This window comes from Agrobacterium sp. 20P9.1.2 (assembly GCF_057799395.1).
This window is the reverse complement of record NZ_JBYOKI010000003.1, coordinates 330,753-347,859: the sequence shown is the minus strand read 5'-3', so window position 1 is coordinate 347,859 and position 17,107 is coordinate 330,753. Positions and strand designations below refer to the sequence as shown.

Here is a 17,107-nt window from a genome sequence, read left to right as displayed (position 1 = left end):
TGTCAGCCCGCCCCGTGCACGGCACGGATGAAGTCTTCCCGCGATAACCGAGAATAGGCAAAATAGCCTTTCTTCAGCGGAAGACCGCCATTGGCTCGAGCTGCCACGCTCTCGTTGGCGAGGTAGAAGACGTGGCCCTGACAATCGAAAAAGACGTGCGCGCTCGATCGCTTCCATTTTTCGATGAACTGGCTGCTGCGCGACGCGAAGTGCACGATCTCAAAAATTTGGCCGTCCACGGTCGCCGTGCGCGCGCCGAGGCCCAGCGACAGGCGGAAGCTGGTGCCGGTAAAGCTATGCTCGTCGTGCAGGTGAACAAGCCAGAACATGCGATGCTTCTGGCGGTAGAAGGCCTCGCGCTCCATGCGCTCCTGCTCGCTGATGCTGGAGTGTTGCAGCTCCAGCACGGTCGCGATCGGCGTGCCGGCACCGCACAGCACATCGGCGCGGTGCCACTCACCGGCGGCGGCGTCATAAAGGCCAATTTCGCGGCATCCCATGTCGAACTGCTCTTTCCAGCCCAGATGCCAGGGGCCTTCGCCTTCGCCCCAGCGGTCGCAATCGCCCACCTTGTGCCGCCAGTGCTTGACGTTCTGCGCGGGCATGACGGAGGTGAGGAGCCCGCCACAATCCTTGCAGACGGTGCGCTCGCCCTTGGCGATCGGTTGCCGCTTTACGCCATCAATCCAAGCATAGATCACGCAATAATCCCCCGCGCCTGTCGCTGTAATGCCTGACCTTCAGAATATCAGCTTCACCTTGTCACGCAAATGACTGCTTCTGTCGCATTGGGACTTCCGCGGTGTTTCTGGTGAAAGGCGGGTTTGGTCGCAAGCAGCTATCTGCCTTTCGTCGCCCCCCCCCCCGGCAATCTGCAAACGGCCCTGTATCGGACGGGCACCGCCAAAAGCGACTGTCTGGGGTTGGCGCTGAGCGGCAGACACCTCTAGGCCCTAAGCGGTCATTCCAGAACCGATTTTCATCTGCCTGCAAAGGTCAAAAAGACATAGGCCCTTCATTTCAGGAGCAGATCATGAGGTATCGAAATACGTGGATGTTGTCATCCGGCAGCTTTCGAAATCAAAGCATTCGAAGTCCCGTGCAAGTAGCAGAGAGGTGCGGATCTTAAGCTTAGGAGCTGACGCCCGCCCTCCCAACGTTCCCTTCGTTGACAGTGGCGATGCCGAGGTCCTGGCGGTGAACACCGCCTAGAAGCAAATCTTTTAGTTCAATGCTGTAGGCGTCAACTACACTGCGTTGTTTGCGCCGTGTGGAGCTTTCGGCTCGGCTACGAGGTAAAATAAGGAGGGGCCAAGATGCCATGCTGAAAAAAACGCGGGATAGCTGAAGTCGGACCGTCCTCAGATATTGCCAGAAGTTGTACCCTCTGTAGAAATTTCCCAGTTCAGAACTCCCCCTACGCGAATGGTATCGATGATTCTGCATTAGGAAAACTCGGAAAACTGCGATGAGCCCTCTCAAGAATATATGGAAATTTCTAGTGGGCGGATCCGAGCAGGCGTCGCCGCGCGCAAAGTTTGTCGACCTTGCTCCAACGAGCGACGCCGACGAGACCGGAATCTACCAAGATGCCCTGCGGTTCGCTACCAACAGCAGCGAGGTGCTCAACATCGCTCTCACCGGACCGTACGGATCCGGCAAAAGCAGCGTCATCAAGTCGTTTCTGTTGAAGTACCCGCGGCCTTCGTTGGAACTGTCGTTGGCAGCGTTTTTGCCGGAAGGAGAGGTCAAGGGCATCAGGGTTACAAAGCAGGAGATCGAGAGGAGCATACTACAACAGATCCTATATGGCGCGGGCGCTGACAAGTTGCCGCTTTCACGGTTCAAAAGGATCGAGATTCCGAGGGCGCTAGTCGCCGCTTTTTGGTCTCTGACTGTTTTTTTGGGAGTGTCGTGCCTCTGGTATATTTTTTCAAATCAGGCCGACATCCTTTCCGGAAAATACTTCAACTCCACCGTTGGATACGATTGGTTCAATATCATCGCGTTGATTATTTGTTGCGCTTTCGTTTGGGGCGCGATCTTCAGATTATACCTAAAAAGCTTCAACCTTTCTCTCAAAAGCATATCGCTCAAGGACATACAGATTGCTCCCAACGCGACAAGCGAGGACTCCATCCTCAACAAGCATCTCGATGAGATAATCTACTTCTTTCAGGCCACGGAATACGATCTTGTCGTGATTGAAGACCTGGATCGGTTCGACAATCCCGACATCTTCGTCACGTTGCGGGAGATAAACGCACTCGTAAACGAAAACGCTGGGATTCACCGGAAGATTCGCTTCCTTTATGCCTTGCGTGACGACATTTTCGTCAACACGGACAGAACGAAATTCTTCGAATTTATCATCCCAGTCATTCCGGTGATCAATCACTCAAACTCTATCGATAAAGTCCTACAGCATGCCAAGCGCATCAATCTTGATCTCGACCGACCACTGGTGAAGCGTTTCATTCGTGACGTCTCCCGCTTCTTAGACGATCTAAGACTGATCGCGAACATTTTTAATGAATACGTCATATATTCATCCAATCTAAGAGTGGAAACGGACAAAGCCCTCGACCCTGTCAAACTGCTTGCAGTATTGATCTACAAGAATGTCATTCCGAAAGACTTCGCCGCATTACATCGCCAAGAGGGCGCACTCTCGAAAGTACTGCGCCGGTATGACCAGCTCGTTGAAAGCGCCGAAGAAAAAATCCGGGCGGAACTTGAGGCTGTTCAACTCGATCTGGCCGCGGTTGACTCTCAATTGCTAAATGACGTAGCTGAGCTGCGTAGTATCTATGCTTTTGAAGTGCTGAAAAGAATGCAACCTCAGTTCTCGCATCTGGATACCACATACGGGCAGATTGCATTCAATGAACTTGCGGGACACCCAGAGTTTGAGAAAATCCTCGCAGAGCAGTCGGTCAGGGTTACGAATCCGTATAGGGGCAATAGTTCCGCCATCGAACTCCGGGGGGTGGAGGCTGCTGTTGATCCCCGTCGTTCATTTGCTGAGCGCAAAGCCTACGTCGAACATAACTCAGTCGAGTACAGAGAGCGCAGAAATGTTGAGGCTCTGAGCCTCAAGAACCAACTTGCTTCAGTGCGAACCCGCAGATTCAATGACATCGTTGCGGAGAGCTCGATGTCGATAGAGGAAGCTTTTGAAGAAGTTAGCGAGCATAGGGATCTACTCAGATTTCTTATTCTCGAAGGCCATTTGGACGACACCTATTACCATTACACGTCACTCTTCCACAGCGGGCGAATCTCGCGCAATGACAACAAATTCCTGATCAAGATCCGGAGCTTTAATAATCCCGATCCTGATTTCCAACTCGATAGCGTAGCGGAAGTAATCGAATCAATGCGGGAAGAGGACTTCGGCCGCTCTTATGTGCTGAACCGCTTCATCGTGGACTATCTACTTGAGAATGAGACAGACTTTTCAACTCAGTTAGTTAGCGCATCCGAGTTCATGGCCACACACGTAGATGACTGCGAAATGTTCTTTCGGAGTTACTACGCTCAGGGCAAGCACGTGGACAAGCTGATCACCACGCTGTTTAAGCTCTCGCCGCGTTTCGTCGTAGCTGCATTAAAGGGGGGCCTTGCGGTCGAGCACGCAGCAAGGATTATTGCTCACGCCCCAGCCGATATCGATCCACAAAAACCCGTCGGCTTTGCGTTATCACGATTTGCTTCAAAAGCGATGGATCGAATCCTCGGCGAACCTGTGAGATTCGATTACACCATCCTCAAATCGTTACGCTTACAGACCGAGGATGTTTCAAGTCTCGGCGGGCACTCTGACTTCCTTGCCTATGTCGCATCAGAGGGTTTGTATAGACTGTCGATTGCAAATATTCGGCATGTAATGGAACACGTGGTTCAGTATCCAAAGCTTAGCGACCTCGAAAGGAAACACTACTCGGCACTGCGCGAGTCCGGCTACCAACCTCTTTTAGCACTCGTCGAGTCAAATTTTGAAAAATACGTGCAGGTTGTTTTATTGAAATTGAACAGCAACACGAATGAAGATTTGCAGGCGATAAAAGCAGTGTTGTCAAACGACGACATAGGTCTCGAATTACGGTCCGAGTTTCTTTCCATGCAGACGGCCGTCTTTCCTTCGTTCGCGGGCGTCCCGCCCGAGTTTCATCAAGCGCTGTTGCAAGAGCATAAAATCGAAAATACCTGGGAAAACTGCCTTGCGTTCATCTCGGGTAGCGTATTCGTTCCCGAAATCCTGACCGGTTATTTGCAGGAAGATAAAGTTTGTCGCTCATTGTCTCGGCGAATGCTGCCCAACGAGAAGCCAGCGTCGGTTTTGCGCAGTTTTGTTATCGAGAACGATGTGCTCCCAGACGACGTCTATCGATCATACGTACGCAAGCTTCCATCGCCTGTCGCGAACTTTCCAGATGTAGGCCAAACGAAGACAAGGATATTGATCGAAGAGAAAAAAGTGGCCTTCTCAAGGGTGGCGTTTGAGCAACTTGAAGAGGATCATCTCAGGGCGTTGTTCATCAAGTTCAACTTCGAATCCTATCGCACGGTTCGTGAAAAACTGCCCATCACCGACGATATTCGCGTTCAGCTATTGAGATCCGACCTGGCTCTGTCGTGCAAGTTTGCGATTGTCGCGGACGTCGCGCCTGACATTGTTCCGGGCAATCCATCACTGGCTGCGGCCATAGGCCCTGTGTTAAACCAATCGACTGAAGTTGTTGCAGACCCTGACTATACCTTTATCCACGCAGTCATCGTAAACTCACGCCCAGCTTCCCTTCAGGTATCGTTGCTCAACAAGTTGCACCGGTCGATGACCCCGCAGGAGGTGCGTACCATTATCCAGCAACTGCCAAAACCTTATAGCGACATTTCTATCTTCGGAAAATCGCCCAAACTTGAGCGCCATCCACTCAACGAGGAACTTGTCTCATGGCTGACAGCAAGACGACTCATCTCTTCATCGACACTAACTTTTCGTGGTGACGAGATTCGGCTGAACACATTTCGAAAGATGCAGTAGAGCAACCGTGAGTGTTGTGAATCAGCACAAGCGCTCCCAGTATCCTCGCCCGATAGCACACCGACAGCACGCGGCCTGCATCTGACAGCGCAACTAAGAAGGGAGTGTCCGCTTCTGGCACAACGCTGCCAGGCAGGAGTTGGCCCTAATCCGTCATTGCTTGCCACGAAAGATATGGGTCGTGTTATCGCGCTCAATTGGGATAAATCCAATCGTTGGCCAGAATGCTTCCGCCTCTGGGCCTGCGGCATAAAGTACGATCGGGCGATCGAAAGCTTTCGCATGTTCAAGAACAAACAACGCGATCTGTCTGCCAACCCCTAGCCTTCGATAGGCTGGCCGAACGTAGAACCGCCTCATACGCAGCCAACCGCTATCCATGAAATCCTGTGTCGTGCCGCCAATACCGGCGACCTCACCATCGATTGTGGCAAGAGCTAGAATTTCCCCTGGGCGCTCAAAGCGATTGGCCCCGCTGCGCCATTCGTCTTGGAGCACAGAAATCATCTCGAAGCCTTCTGCCTCCGCCTCTAGCAGCAATTGATCAAGCTGGTCGGGCAGCTCTACAATCTGCCTAATCACAACAGCATCACGGTCGCCCATCATCCGAATTCCGCCTCTGTCAGCGCTGAACCTTCTTTGCTTTGAGCGAGTTGAACCTCTCCTGTCTTGTCGCGCAGAACGATAAAGCGCATCCGCTTTTGGTCGCGAATGGCGTCGAAAAATCCGTGAATTGTCACGCGATGCCCAATGCAATGGGACAGGTAGGCAATGGCTGGATGGCTTAACGATAAAATATCAGACATGACTTTCTCCGGAAAAGCCGGGAGGAAAAGCCAAAACCTGAAGCCCTTCCGAAACCGGCAGGGCTGTGGTGATCAGTGAGCTACGCTAAAATGCGCACACGCCGTCCACGACCCCAAAGGGGCCATTAGTATTGACGGCGATGTTACGCTGCGTGCTCATGTTCGTGATCTATGCATAACTGCAGGCCAATGTAAATTACTGGGCGGCGCAAGTATCCGATTTTCGGAAAGAGAAAAGTTCCCGAACGCCAGAAACGAGGATCAAAATAACCTTCTTCGATGCTCATGAACATGTCGTCTTTTGGCGCAATCCGGCCCGTCAAAGTTAAATTTTCGGAGCGACATATCGCGCTTTTGTCAATGCGCGAGGAGACACTTTCGGGTCAACGAGCGACTATGGGCAAGGCTTTTACAAAGCAGCAAGCGTAGCTCGATCGGCTCTTCCTGCGTAGAACACCTTGAGTGCTGTCTCGAACGACGAACCACTCTGGGCGATGATGCCAAACAACGTCATGCTGGAATGAAACTTGAGGTCATCGGGAGAGCCAAGAATTTCACGTGCACTGAGGCTCGGATGACTGAGCACGGCGCGCGTGCACTCCTCCAAACGGGCGCCCAAAACAGGATGTTTCAGGTAGGATTCGGCTTCAGAACGTCCAGAGATCGCGTAAAAGCGGGCAGTTTCCGATCGACCAAGTCCGTGAATTTGCGGAAAGATGAACCACATCCAGTGAGACCTCTTCTGTCCGTCACTCAACTCCTGTAAGGCCGTTGCGTACGTATCTTGTTGCGCATTGATGAACCGCGCCAGATCAAATTCCATCCCTGTGTCCTTCGCTCCGCGGGTTAGATTTTTGTCTTCTAGGTGCCATCACATCTCATTCCATTTCCAACTGTGCAAACCACGCGGCGTATGGAGTGTTCCTAGCCAGATAGCGGTTGAAATCCGGTGCCCCGTCATCCCACCAGACGGGGCCGCGTTCACCAAGCCCAACCTTGGCCGCATCCACTTTCTCTCGAGCTTCGATCATCGCTGGTGAGCCTGCCGATGCATCGCGGACTGTCCGGCGTGCAGCCATCAAATCCTTGACCAGTGCCGTACGGGTGGGCTCATCGATCGCTGGATTGCTGCGACGCCACAGCCTGCCTTTTACGACGAAGTATCGACCATCGGGCGTGTCCGGATATGTCTTGCTCATTCGAATCCAAGCGTCCCTTGCGCTGGTTGCGCATCCTGAGATGGTTTGTCCTCATTCCGGCGGGCCAGTTGCGTCAGCGCGCTGAAGCGCACGTCCACATCCCGATCTGCGATAAACGCGTTGAGGGTTTCGAGGCTGATGCGATCCCACGGTTTTCCTCGATCTGGTCCGCCAGGTACGCGTGGCAAAAGGCCTGGTTCGCTGCTCCATGCCAGGCAATCCTCAAGTGATTCTTGGTTCAACATGTCGCGGAGATGATGAGCCGTAACGTAGGCGTCAGGCATCGCCCGATGCGCGGGGAGGCCGATTTCATGCACCAGTCCGTTGGGCATTCGTTGATAACGCAGCATCTGGTTGGAAAACCGCGGAAGCTCTGGCCAGACACGCAACGCGCACTTCCATGTGCAGATCCAAGGCGTTCCGCCTGTAAATCGTGGCGTGCAATATCGTTGCTCGAAAGCGGCTCGATGAGCTGCCAAGGCGTCGATATGGCCGGGTGGACGGAGAACGGTTGTTGCTATTTCCTTCCAGAACGGAGCATACGCGACTTGGGCATCCAGGATATGATGAATTGCCATCGTGTCGGGTGAAATCGGACGGCCAGGATTGACGAACAGCGCCCCGCGCTCGTCAGTAACCTCCCACTTTCCGGACTCGTCGATCACGACATCCTGCCAGCCGATCTCGCAAACGTCGTTCGGGCCATTGCCTCCTGTTTCGAGATCGACGACGCGTACCCTGGCTTCGATCACTTCGGTGCTACCTTCCTTTAAACTTCAGCATTGGTAAGCGCGATCGGCGTAGGATTGTTCCTGAAATGATGCCTGCGATCAGCACAGCTTGCACACATCGACAACCGAAGCTGAGGGATTGATCATGCTCCCCTAAAATTTATTTTGTGCGTGGTACGAAACACCGTTCCAAATCTTACTCACTGATTCAATTTGCGAATCTCTCGAGTTGCTAAAAATAGAGGACTGCATTCCTAATTTAGCGCCTCTTGACTCCTGTCGGGCGCAGGAACAGAACGTGAACTTCAACATTGAAAACGGCATGAAGCCGTTCCCATAAACGACACGAACCGGAAGGATTGCGTGAACGATGGCTGCTGCGCGCGAGCATGTCATAGCCGATCTGCGTGATCGTATTGCCTCGCTGGAAGGGGTGGTGGCGAAGCAGGCGGAATGTCTGCCGTTCGGGGTGAGCGCAATCGACGCGGTGCTTCCAGGAGGCGGTCTCGCGAGAGGCGCTCTTCATGAATTTGCAGGTGGTGGCGCCGGAACCGTCGATGGGGCAGCCGCAGCCCTGTTCGTGGCAGGCGTTGCTGCTCGCACCAAGGGCAAGATCGTCTGGTGCCTGACACGGCCTGACCTGTTTTTTCCAGCGCTCGTGCAGGCAGGTCTTGACGCAAACCGCGTGATCTTCGTGGAAAGCGATCGTGAAGAGGACGTGCTCGCCTCTATGGAAGAGGCGCTGTCCTTCGGTGGCCTAGGCGCTGTCGTCGGCGAGGTGGTGCGACTGCCGATGCTGGCAAGTCGGCGACTTCAGCTTGCGGCGGAAAAAAAGGGAAGCCTGGCGCTTGTTGTCCGCAGGTGGCGACGACAGACGGAAGCCAATGATTTTGGGCAGCCGACGGCATCGACCACCCGGTGGAGGGTGAGTGTGCTGCCGTCGCAGGAGTTACCCGTGCCGGGTGTCGGGCGGGCAAGATGGTTGCTGGAACTGATGCGGTCGCGTGCTGGCGAATGTGCCGAATTTATCGTTGGAGCGTGTGATGACCAGGGTCGTATCGATCTACCTTCCGGATCTGTCGACGGATCGCATTCGTCGAGCCGATCCCGGCATTCCGGCTGAACAGGCCATCGCCGTGATCGCTAAATCCGGATCGAAACGCTGGGTGTCGGCGGCAGATGCTGCAGCGAAAAAAGCAGGTCTGCGTGTCGGGATGCAGGCTGCAAAGGCCCAGGCCTTGTTTCAGGGGCTGCTGATGATCGATGCCGATCCGAAGGCGGACGCCGACGCACTTGAGCGCATTACCTTCTGGGCACTGAGCCAGTATTCCCCGATCGTCGCGGTCGACGCCCCAGATGGCATCGTCATGGACACGGATGGTGCCGACCATCTCCGGGGCGGAGAGCTTGCGATGTTGAGCGGGATTGCCAATCGCTTTCGGGGCAGGGGGCTGACCGCCCGTGTCGCGATCGCCGACACATGGGGTGCGGCCCATGCCTGCGCCCGCGCCATCACCAGGGAAACCGTAATCGTGCCGCGCGGCGAAACCGTAAAAGCAGTCGAGCGATTGCCGATTTCCCTGCTGCGTCTGCCTGAAAAGATGACTGGCGATCTAAGAACGCTTGGCTTTCGAACCATCGGTGAGCTTTCTGCGACGCCGCGAGCACCACTGACACTGCGCTTCGGCCCGGAAATCGCCCGCCGCCTCGACCAGATCTTCGGGCGTATCGGAGAACCCATCGACCCCATCCGCACGCCCGACCTGATCGAAGTCAGCCGCATCTTCCAGGAGCCGATCGGGGCTGCCGAAACGATCGACAAATATGTCGGTCGTCTGGTCATCGAACTCTGCAACCAACTCCAGAAAAAGGGTCTGGGTGTTCGCCGCGTCGATCTCATCGTCCACAAGGTCGACAACACGACCCAGGCGCTGCGGGCAGGAACGGCAAAGGCCGCCCGCGATGTCTCCTGGTTGACGAAACTGTTTCGCGACAGGACCGAGAAGATCGATCCGGGCTTCGGGATCGAAAAGCTTACCCTTGCGGCCATCATGGTGGAGCCGCTTGAGGAAACACAGAAGGCGTCGTCGCTTGTCGAAGATGAGATCACGGACATCACTCCGCTCATCGACATCTTCGGCAACCGTGGACAGCGTGTCTATCGTCTGGCCCCCGTTGCCTCCGATGTTCCTGAGCGCAGCGTACAGAGGATTGCACCTGTTGCAGATGATGTTGTCGTCTCATGGTCGCATCACTGGCCGCGTCCGGTACGATTGCTCGCTCATCCCGAACTGGTCGAGGTCATCGCATTGATGCCCGACCATCCTCCCGTTTCAGTCACTTGGCGTGGCAAGCGCCGCAAAGTGAAACGCGCCGATGGCCCGGAGCGGATCTTTGGCGAGTGGTGGCAGCGAACATCCGAGTGGGCCGCAGTCCGAGACTACTTCATCATCGAGGACGAAGCGGGCGAACGCCTTTGGATTTTCCGTGCTGGCGACGGCGTAGATAGCGAAACCGGGTCGCACAAATGGTTCGTACAGGGGATATTCGCATGAGATATGCCGAGCTTCAGGTCACCACCCATTTCTCATTTCTGCGCGGTGCCAGCAGCGCGACTGAACTGTTCGAGACGGCGAAAAGCCTCGGCATCGATGCTGTCGGGGTTACCGACCGCAATTCATTGGCTGGCATCATCCGGGCACTGGAAGCGTCTCGCGCAACGGGCCTGCGTCTTGTCGTTGGCTGTCGGCTTGACCTACAGGACGGGATATCGATCCTGGTCTATCCGACGGACCGCGCCGCCTATTCGCGTCTGACCCGGCTGATCACGCTTGGCAAGGGGCGAGGCGGCAAGAACAACTGCGTCCTCCATTGGGACGATGTGATAGCCTACGCCGACGGCATGATCGGCATCCTCATACCTGATCTTGCCGACGACACATGCGCCTTGCAGCTCAGGAAGATGGCGGAGGTGTTTGGCAATCGAGCCTATGTGTCCCTGTGCCTGCGCCGCAGACCGAACGATCAGCTTCGGTTACACGATCTTTCCAACATGGCGACGCGCCACAAAGTCAAAACCGTCGTGACCAACGACGTGCTGTTTCATGAACCCGGAAGGCGGCAGCTTCAGGACATCGTCACCTGCATCAGGACCAAATCGACTATCGACGACGTCGGTTTCGAGCGTGAACGCCATGCTGACAGATATCTCAAGCCACCTGCAGAAATGGAACGGCTATTTCCGCGCGATCCCGAAGCATTGCGGCGGACGATGGAGATTGTCGATCATTGCAAGTTTTCACTTGAGGAATTGACCTATCAATATCCTGAAGAGGCAATCGTTCCGGGGAAAGACGCTCAACAATCTCTCGAACACTATGTGTGGGAATGTGTACCGGACCGATACCCGGAGGGCATGCCGCCGGAGGTTTTGGCGACCGTTCGACACGAACTCGATCTGATCCAGACCATGAAATATGCACCGTATTTTCTCACGGTATTTTCCATCGTTCAGTTCGCGCGCTCACAGGGGATCCTCTGCCAGGGGCGTGGCTCGGCTGCCAATTCTGCCGTCTGTTATATTCTCGGTGTAACCAGCATCGATCCCTCAACGAATGACCTTTTGTTCGAGCGTTTCATCAGCCAGGAGCGCGACGAGCCGCCGGATATCGATGTCGATTTCGAGCACGAACGGCGCGAAGAGGTCATCCAGTGGATTTATAAGACCTATACCCGCGAGAAGGCGGCACTGTGTGCGACCGTCAGCCGTTACCGTGCCAAGGGTGCCATTCGCGACGTCGGCAAGGTGCTTGGCTTGCCTGAGGATGTGATCAAGGCATTGTCTTCGGGCATGTGGTCCTGGTCGGAAGACGTCAGTGATCGCAATGTGCGGGAATTGAACCTCAATCCCGATGACCGCAGGCTGAAGCTGACGCTGCAACTCGCACAGCAACTGATGGGCGCACCCCGTCATCTGGGTCAGCATCCCGGTGGCTTCGTGCTGACCCACGACCGCCTCGATGACCTCGTTCCCATCGAGCCTGCCACCATGGAAGACCGACAGATCATCGAATGGGACAAAGATGACGTGGAGGCGCTCAAGTTCATGAAGGTCGACGTCCTGGCGCTGGGCATGCTGACCTGCATGTCCAAAGCATTCGACCTGATCCGTGAGCATAAGGACGATGATCTGGATCTCGCAAAGATCACCCAGGAGGATCCGGCAACATACGCGATGATCCGCAAAGCCGACACCCTCGGCACATTTCAGATTGAATCCAGAGCCCAGATGGCGATGTTGCCGCGCCTGAAGCCTCGGACATTTTATGATCTCGTCGTCCAGGTAGCGATTGTGCGCCCCGGTCCTATCCAGGGAGATATGGTGCATCCCTATCTTCGCCGTCGCGAGGGCAAGGAAAAGGTCGAATATCCGACACCGGAACTAGAAGCCGTGCTGGGCAAAACGCTTGGCGTGCCGCTGTTTCAGGAAAGCGCGATGCGGGTCGCGATGGTCTGCGCAGGGTTCACCGGGGGAGAAGCAGACCAGTTGCGCAAGTCGATGGCGACCTTCAAGTTTACGGGCGGTGTCAGCAGGTTCAAGGAGAAGCTGGTCTCCGGCATGGTGCGAAACGGCTATACCGCCGAATTTGCAGAGAAGACATTTTCGCAGCTCGAAGGTTTTGGAAGCTACGGTTTCCCTGAATCACATGCTGCTTCGTTTGCGCTGATCGCCTATGCCTCGAATTACATCAAGTGTCATTTCCCGGATGTGTTTTGCGCGGCGCTCCTGAATTCCCAGCCCATGGGTTTCTATGCCCCTGCGCAGATTGTTTGCGATGCCCGCGCCCATGGCGTCGAGATCCGGCCTGTCTGCATCAATCGATCCCGTTGGGACTGCACGTTGGAGCGGATAGGAAACACTGATCGGCATGCCGTAAGCCTGGGGATGCGGATGGTGAAGGGATTGGCAGCGTCGGACGCGGCTCGGATCGTTGCCGCGCGAATGAGCGATCCGTTCAGTTCGGTCGATGATATGTGGCGTCGGTCTGGTGTTCCTGCTGCTTCCCTTGTCGAGCTTGCAGAGGCCGACGCCTTTCGGCCATCGCTTCAGCTTGAACGGCGCGATGCGCTTTGGGCGATCAAAGCCCTGCGTGACGAACCCTTGCCGCTGTTTGCAGCGGCTGCGGACCGCGAGCAGAAATCGATCGCTGAGCAGGCGGAGCCTGAGGTCGAGCTCCGGCAGATGACCGAGGGCCATAACGTTGTTGCGGACTACGGACACGTCGGCTTGACCCTGCGCGAACATCCAATGGCATTCCTACGGGAGAGCTTGACCAAACGCAGCATGATTACGTGCGAAGACGCGATGTCCGGCCGCGACGGCCGATGGGTCTACACCGCAGGTCTTGTCCTGGTGCGGCAAAAGCCGGGAAGCGCGAAAGGCGTGATGTTCATCACGATCGAGGACGAGACAGGTCCTGCGAACATCGTCGTCTGGCCGAGTCTCTTTGAGAAGCGGCGCCGGGTGGTACTCGGATCAATCATGATGGCCATCAACGGACGAATCCAGCGGGAAGGGGAGGTCGTGCATCTGGTCGCCCAGCAACTATTCGACTTGTCTGCGGACCTCTCGGGTCTGGCTGACATGGATGTCATATTTAAAGCACCATCCGGACGCGGCGACGAGTTCGCTCACGGCTCGGCAGGCGGTGGGGATTCTCGCGATAGACAAAAACCGGTGCCTGAGGCGCGGGATATTTTCGTGCGGGATTTGCATATCGACAGGTTGAAGGTGAAATCTAGGAACTTCCAGTAGTTCACCGCCTCGCGGCATAGAATGCCGCGTTATCGTCTGACATCAAGCGACGATCAATTTCCGCGTTCGTTGAAGATTGAACAAGTTGCCCAGCAGGATCAGCCCCGCACCCGCTGCAGTAAGGACATCAATCGTTTCCGCATACAGGAGATATCCTATCATTGCCGACGCGGGCACCCGTAGATAATCCATAGGCATCACGACTGTCGCGTCTGCGTGCGCAAGAGCTTTTGCCATGCAGAAGTGAGCGAACGACCCCGTAAATGCCAGAAGGAATATCCAGGGCCATGTCGAAGAACACGGCCATGTCCAAACTTGAAGTGCCGGAACGACACCGATAGCGGACTGGATCACAAGCATCCAAAACAGGATCTTTGTCGCGCCGTCAGACCGCGTCAGCGCTTTGGTGCAGACGAACGATACCGCGAAAGCGAAAGCGGCTCCAAGCGTTATGAGATGACCTGGATTAAGTGGAGCGCCACCCGGACGAACAAGCACGGCGACCCCGGCCAAGCCAAACATGATGACGATACCTTTTCGCCACGTCAGCGGTTCGTTGAGAAAGATGGCTGCCAAAAAGGCGGCCCAGATCGGCGCAGTGAATTCGATCGAGATCACTTGCGCCAAAGGTATCAAAGTCAGTCCCATCAGCCAGGCGTATTGTCCCACATAGTGCGCGACATTGCGACCGATGTGTCTGAGCGGGATGCTGGTCCGCATCGCCGTGAGCCCGCCCTCCCAATATACCAGCGGTAACAGCATGAAAAACGCGATGACAGACCGCATCTCCATCGCTTGGAAAACGTTGAGTTCATGAGTGACAACGCGACCGGAGACTGACATCAACAATAACAGCGATAACGATAGCATCATCCATACTGCCGCCTTCACGGTCGATTGGTTGCCAGTCATGGTGATATCTCTCAGCATTGGAAACGGACAGGTCAGCCGCGCTTGCGGTGGGAGGAATTGGCGGGGATCACGTAGCCTCAAATACCATACTCGACTAGCATTAGCCCAACAATTTAACGACTTTGTTGCAGTGACCCTGGAAGGCGATGGACAGAGAAGCCGCTTGCTCAAGATCCTCTAAGACGACGCTCCATCCACCTTGTTTCCAAATTGGGATGGGCAGAGCGCCGCGCACATACTGTTTTGAAGCGGCATGCGTCTCACCGTTAACGCGTGAGAGCATTAGGCTACGACATGCGGATGTCCCGAGCTGTCATCAAAGTACCATTCTCGCGCTCGATGGCCGCATCGACCCCACGTGCAATCAATGTGGAAATCAATTAGAAGGCGTATGACGTGAGCGCGGAAAGGGAAAACGCGTTGGCTTCACGGCGAGATGCATAGAGCGTTGCGCTGAAAGGACTGAGTCTAAGGAGACGGTGGAGGTGTTGATGCTCGTACCTGAAACAATCGCGGCGGTTATCTCGGATTTCGACAAAAGGATCGAGCCAATCTCCACCCACGATGTGCAGTCTGCTCTGTCGAGCGCCCGCATCAAACTCGCGGAGAAGACTGCGAGTAGGGGAGGATGGGCAGACCTCGTTGCGTTTACCCTCCAAACTATGCAGTCAGATCATCAGCCGTGGCGTACGTACTTCGGACCTATGGGCTCGAGCCAAGATAGGCAGGGAAAGGTCTACTACTTTCCCGATCCAAGAGACCTGTCCGTTGACATTGTGGATCATTGGGAGGTCCGCGCGAAGACACTCACTAACCCTGTCTTGCGAGCTCGTTATGCAGACTTGATTTGGGATTTAAGCCGTAAAGCGGCTGATCGGCTGGCAGATGCCAAGTTTGCTAGGCTCGCGATTGACAGTTATTTCGACGGTGTGACGCAAAGCCGAAATTCCGACGATCATGATGACATTGAAGCCTTGGAGCGCGCTCTTCAGTTGTCGTGCTCAATACGAGATGACGGCAGGACTGCTACGGCCAAGGGCCTTATGATTGAGCGGTTCCACCAAGAAGTTTCAAACGATGGCTTGTGGCTCACGCTTTACGAAACCTTGACGTTGAACCGGAGATCCGGACTGACTGTCGGTGAACAAGAAGGAATGATCTCAAGCCTGGAAACATTGTTCGGACGATTCCTTGGCGCTGAGACTTGGGACCCCTTTGGAGCAAGTCGGGTCGCCAATTTTCTGATTACCTACCATTCGACGAAAGAAAACTTCCAGCGTGTTTCAGAAATTGCGATTGCTGTCAGCGAGGCTTACGAGAAGCTCGCAAGTGAGGGATCGGCTTTACAAGCCATGGGTTGGCTACAGACAGCCATGGACTATGCCCGCCGGGCCAACGATACCGAACGACAAAAGCGCCTTCATGTGATGCGAGAGCAGGCGATACGCGCGTCTGGGGCAGAAATGCAGTCTTTCACGACACCTATCGAAGTGAAGAAGGACGACGTTGACGAGCTTATAGCCTATCTTTGCGATGACGATTGGGAGCAATCACTCTACAATGTCGCAGCCTATTTCATTGAACCAAAGTCAGAGGTTCGATTTCATGCCGATGAGGCAGCGAAGATCTCGCCTTTGATGGCGCGAATGACGATGTCCATGATTGCCGATGATCACGTTGCAGCACAGGTCGGCGGGGAAGAGGATACCGACGGACCTCTTTTCAGACACGCGGACTTCCTGCGTCAATTCAACCGGCTGTTTCTATGCAAGGCGCTTGAGGCTGTCGTTGAAAAACATTGTTTGTCGTCTGAAGAGATGGCGGCTTTCATACAGCGGTCAAACCTGTTCTCAGATATGCCGCTGTTGATTGCGGGTATCAGAGCCTGGTTGGAAGGCGACTATGTGAAATGCCTCTTTGTCCTGGTCCCGCAAATGGAGGATTCGTTTCGCAATCTCGCGCGACGAATTGGTGAGCCGGTGACCAAGACGAGGCCTGGTCGCGCTGGATGGGAGGTTTCCAAGAACCTTGGCGACTTCCTGGCCATGGACAGGATAAAGGGCGAAATTGGTGAGGACATCCATTTCTGGATACGATCGATCTTTGCCGACGCTCGGGGGATGAACCTTCGCAACACTATCGCCCATGGCTTGGCTGGAAGAGAGATCGCAACCTTCTACAACTGCGAGACCGTGATCCACAGCTTGCTCGTGATGGGAGCCTATCGGGACATTGCGGTGCATTGCACACGCAAAACAGAGGCGCGGGGCAGACCTGATGCTTCCGTTATCGACACGCGGTAATAATCAGGCTGTGTGTTTTGGCATGGAATATTGGCTCTGATGCAATTTTGGTGGTCCGAGGCCTATTCGGCGCCAACGACGCGTGCCTGAAGGAGGTCCAGGGCCAATAGCTCGCAAACAGGGTGGCGAGTCCGCCGAAGACAACCACGACCGGTTCCATGGGGAATTTCACCCCCATCAATTCAAGCACGAGCCATACGATGGAAAGGCCGATAAAGCCGATCGCAAGTATGTTCAAGGCTGCCGCCTGATTGCGGCTTAGCTTGTATGAGAGATTTTGAAAGAAGCTCATTG

At 54.9% G+C, this 17,107-nt stretch carries 13 protein-coding genes; 5 read left to right on the top strand and 8 right to left on the bottom strand.

All coding sequences use genetic code 11. From position 1 onward, the window contains the following. Positions 1 to 2: 2 nt before the first annotated feature. Positions 3 to 701 (bottom strand): competence protein CoiA family protein, encoded by a 699-nt coding sequence (locus AC27VJ_RS10980; RefSeq protein WP_488684045.1) that lies wholly within the window; start codon positions 699 to 701, stop codon positions 3 to 5. An 800-nt stretch (positions 702 to 1,501) separates the two neighbouring features. Here AC27VJ_RS10980 and AC27VJ_RS10975 point away from each other — a divergent pair. Continuing rightward, positions 1,502 to 5,047: a YobI family P-loop NTPase gene (locus tag AC27VJ_RS10975; protein ID WP_488684044.1), complete on the top strand. Its 3,546-nt coding sequence runs from the start codon at positions 1,502 to 1,504 to the stop codon at positions 5,045 to 5,047. Positions 5,048 to 5,200: 153 nt separating this feature from the next. On the opposite strand, the gene AC27VJ_RS10970 is transcribed toward AC27VJ_RS10975, so the two are convergent. The 5 genes from AC27VJ_RS10970 to AC27VJ_RS10950 form a co-directional block, all read right to left on the bottom strand. After that, positions 5,201 to 5,653 (bottom strand): GNAT family N-acetyltransferase, encoded by a 453-nt coding sequence (locus tag AC27VJ_RS10970; protein ID WP_488684043.1) that lies wholly within the window; start codon positions 5,651 to 5,653, stop codon positions 5,201 to 5,203. Further along, a complete protein-coding gene (locus tag AC27VJ_RS10965) occupies positions 5,650 to 5,853 on the bottom strand; it encodes a single stranded DNA-binding domain-containing protein (RefSeq protein ID WP_488684042.1) in 204 nt (67 codons plus the stop codon). The genes AC27VJ_RS10970 and AC27VJ_RS10965 overlap by 4 nt, the downstream gene beginning before the upstream one ends. A 409-nt stretch (positions 5,854 to 6,262) precedes the next feature. Further along, positions 6,263 to 6,676, bottom strand: a complete 414-nt coding sequence (locus tag AC27VJ_RS10960; protein ID WP_488684041.1) for a DUF1810 domain-containing protein — start codon at positions 6,674 to 6,676, stop codon at positions 6,263 to 6,265. Positions 6,677 to 6,731: 55 nt separating this feature from the next. Then, the gene (locus AC27VJ_RS10955; protein WP_488684040.1) at positions 6,732 to 7,052 is read right to left on the bottom strand and encodes a hypothetical protein; all 321 of its coding nucleotides are present in this window, start codon (positions 7,050 to 7,052) and stop codon (positions 6,732 to 6,734) included. Further along, positions 7,049 to 7,804 carry a DNA polymerase III subunit epsilon gene (locus AC27VJ_RS10950; protein ID WP_488684039.1) on the bottom strand — a complete coding sequence of 252 codons (756 nt, stop codon included), beginning with the start codon at positions 7,802 to 7,804 and terminating at the stop codon, positions 7,049 to 7,051. Before AC27VJ_RS10950 ends, AC27VJ_RS10955 begins: the two co-directional genes overlap by 4 nt. Positions 7,805 to 8,153: 349 nt before the next feature. Here AC27VJ_RS10950 and AC27VJ_RS10945 point away from each other — a divergent pair, with 349 nt between their 5' ends. Genes AC27VJ_RS10945 through AC27VJ_RS10935 form a run of 3 tightly spaced genes read left to right on the top strand, consistent with a single transcriptional unit; the run spans position 8,154 to position 13,598 of the window. Next, positions 8,154 to 8,906, top strand: coding sequence for an ImuA family protein (locus AC27VJ_RS10945; protein ID WP_488684038.1), 753 nt, complete (start codon positions 8,154 to 8,156; stop codon positions 8,904 to 8,906). Continuing rightward, positions 8,827 to 10,338: a Y-family DNA polymerase gene (locus AC27VJ_RS10940; protein WP_488684037.1), complete on the top strand. Its 1,512-nt coding sequence runs from the start codon at positions 8,827 to 8,829 to the stop codon at positions 10,336 to 10,338. Before AC27VJ_RS10945 ends, AC27VJ_RS10940 begins: the two co-directional genes overlap by 80 nt. Next, positions 10,335 to 13,598 (top strand): error-prone DNA polymerase, encoded by a 3,264-nt coding sequence (locus AC27VJ_RS10935; protein ID WP_488684036.1) that lies wholly within the window; start codon positions 10,335 to 10,337, stop codon positions 13,596 to 13,598. The genes AC27VJ_RS10940 and AC27VJ_RS10935 overlap by 4 nt, the downstream gene beginning before the upstream one ends. Positions 13,599 to 13,640: 42 nt before the next feature. Here AC27VJ_RS10935 and AC27VJ_RS10930 read toward each other — a convergent pair whose 3' ends face one another. Then, complete coding sequence (locus tag AC27VJ_RS10930; RefSeq protein ID WP_488684035.1) at positions 13,641 to 14,510, bottom strand: DMT family transporter; 870 nt, start codon at positions 14,508 to 14,510, stop codon at positions 13,641 to 13,643. Positions 14,511 to 15,001: 491 nt separating this feature from the next. Between AC27VJ_RS10930 and AC27VJ_RS10925 the strand changes: the two genes are divergently transcribed. Further along, positions 15,002 to 16,813 (top strand): DUF7380 domain-containing protein, encoded by a 1,812-nt coding sequence (locus AC27VJ_RS10925; protein WP_488684034.1) that lies wholly within the window; start codon positions 15,002 to 15,004, stop codon positions 16,811 to 16,813. Here AC27VJ_RS10925 and AC27VJ_RS10920 read toward each other — a convergent pair. Further along, complete coding sequence (locus AC27VJ_RS10920; RefSeq protein WP_488684033.1) at positions 16,797 to 17,105, bottom strand: hypothetical protein; 309 nt, start codon at positions 17,103 to 17,105, stop codon at positions 16,797 to 16,799. The two genes, AC27VJ_RS10925 and AC27VJ_RS10920, sit on opposite strands and share 17 nt — an antisense overlap. Positions 17,106 to 17,107: the final 2 nt, after the last annotated feature.

Coding starts and splice junctions, on each gene's coding strand:
- AC27VJ_RS10970 (WP_488684043.1), bottom strand. CDS start 5,653: ATGATGGGCGACCGTGATGCTGTTGTGATTAGGCAGATTGTAGAGCTG.
- AC27VJ_RS10965 (WP_488684042.1), bottom strand. CDS start 5,853: ATGTCTGATATTTTATCGTTAAGCCATCCAGCCATTGCCTACCTGTCC.
- AC27VJ_RS10960 (WP_488684041.1), bottom strand. CDS start 6,676: ATGGAATTTGATCTGGCGCGGTTCATCAATGCGCAACAAGATACGTAC.
- AC27VJ_RS10955 (WP_488684040.1), bottom strand. CDS start 7,052: ATGAGCAAGACATATCCGGACACGCCCGATGGTCGATACTTCGTCGTA.
- AC27VJ_RS10945 (WP_488684038.1), top strand. CDS start 8,154: ATGGCTGCTGCGCGCGAGCATGTCATAGCCGATCTGCGTGATCGTATT.
- AC27VJ_RS10940 (WP_488684037.1), top strand. CDS start 8,827: ATGACCAGGGTCGTATCGATCTACCTTCCGGATCTGTCGACGGATCGC.
- AC27VJ_RS10935 (WP_488684036.1), top strand. CDS start 10,335: ATGAGATATGCCGAGCTTCAGGTCACCACCCATTTCTCATTTCTGCGC.
- AC27VJ_RS10930 (WP_488684035.1), bottom strand. CDS start 14,510: ATGACTGGCAACCAATCGACCGTGAAGGCGGCAGTATGGATGATGCTA.
- AC27VJ_RS10925 (WP_488684034.1), top strand. CDS start 15,002: ATGCTCGTACCTGAAACAATCGCGGCGGTTATCTCGGATTTCGACAAA.
- AC27VJ_RS10920 (WP_488684033.1), bottom strand. CDS start 17,105: ATGAGCTTCTTTCAAAATCTCTCATACAAGCTAAGCCGCAATCAGGCG.